Genomic DNA, 1,050 nt, shown 5'->3' with positions numbered 1-1,050 from the left:
GGGCGGGGGGCGGAGGCCCGCGTCGAGGGGCGCAACGCGGAGCTGCTGCGTGAGATGCGGGGTGCGGAGCCTCGTGCAGAGGGGCGCGGCGAGGTCCGCAATGCGGATCCTCGCGCGGAGGGTCGCGGTGCGGACGCTCGTGGTTCCGAGGGCCGTGGTGTGGACGCCCGTGGCGCCGATGCTCGTGCGGAGGGCCGCAGTGCCGAACCCCGTGGTGCCGACGCTCGCGCCGAGGGCCGCAATACGGACGCCCGTGGTGCCGAGCTTCGTTCAGAGAACCGTCACGCGGAGGTCCGCGCTGATTCCCGCAGCCCGGACGCCCGCGCTGAACCCCGGGGCTCGGACCCTCGCATCCCGGAGCTCCGGGGTGCCGAACCGCGCGCTGACTCCCGGCCGGAGCCCCGACAGACGACGGGGGCGCGGCGCGCCCTGGAATCACCGCCCTCGCGCTCCATGCGCCCGGTGCGCCTGGAAGAGCCGTCCATCCCGACGGTCACCGTGGATGAAGGCCCCACGCTCGCGATGATGGATCCGCTCGGGCGTCTGGGACCTCCTGCTTCCGGGTTCCAGGTGGAGGAGGACGCGCCCACGCTCGCCATGGTGGATCCGCTCGGCCGGCTGTCGCCCCGGTTCCCGTCGGACGAGGACGAGGACGCGCCCACCCTGGATCAGCGCCTGCTCGCGGCCCGGCTCCAGGAGGACGAGGACGACGCCACCCAGGACATGCGGTCCATCACCCGCGCGGAGGACGACGAGGGCCCCACGCAGGACATGCGCGCCGTGCCGCGCTCGGAGGTGCCCGCGTCGATCCGGTCGGGCGCGATGCCGTCGGCGGAGCACCGCCCGGTCCGGCTCCCGATGCCCGCGCCCCACGCCACCGTCGAGGAGATGACCGCGTCCACGGCGCCGCGCTCCGCCTCCCGGGCTCCCATGCCGAACGCCTGGGTCCCTCCGGAGCGCACGGCCACGCTCACCGAGCATTCCATCGCGGCACCGTCGAAGCGCCGGTGGCTCGTGTGGGGTGGGGCGGCCCTGGTGTTGCTGCTGCTG

General features: G+C 75.0%; 1 protein-coding gene. It reads left to right on the top strand.

Annotated elements, in window-relative coordinates; all coding sequences use genetic code 11:
• Positions 1-453: 453 nt before the first annotated feature.
• A partial coding sequence (locus tag D7X74_RS42045) for a hypothetical protein (RefSeq protein ID WP_199742026.1) occupies positions 454-1,050 on the top strand: 597 nt, incomplete at its 3' end.

Source organism: Corallococcus sp. CA047B, from assembly GCF_003612065.1.
In the GTDB taxonomy this organism is placed as follows: Bacteria; Myxococcota; Myxococcia; order Myxococcales; family Myxococcaceae; genus Corallococcus; species Corallococcus praedator.
Note: the sequence above shows the minus strand (reverse complement) of the source record. Positions and strands in the feature narration are given on the sequence as shown.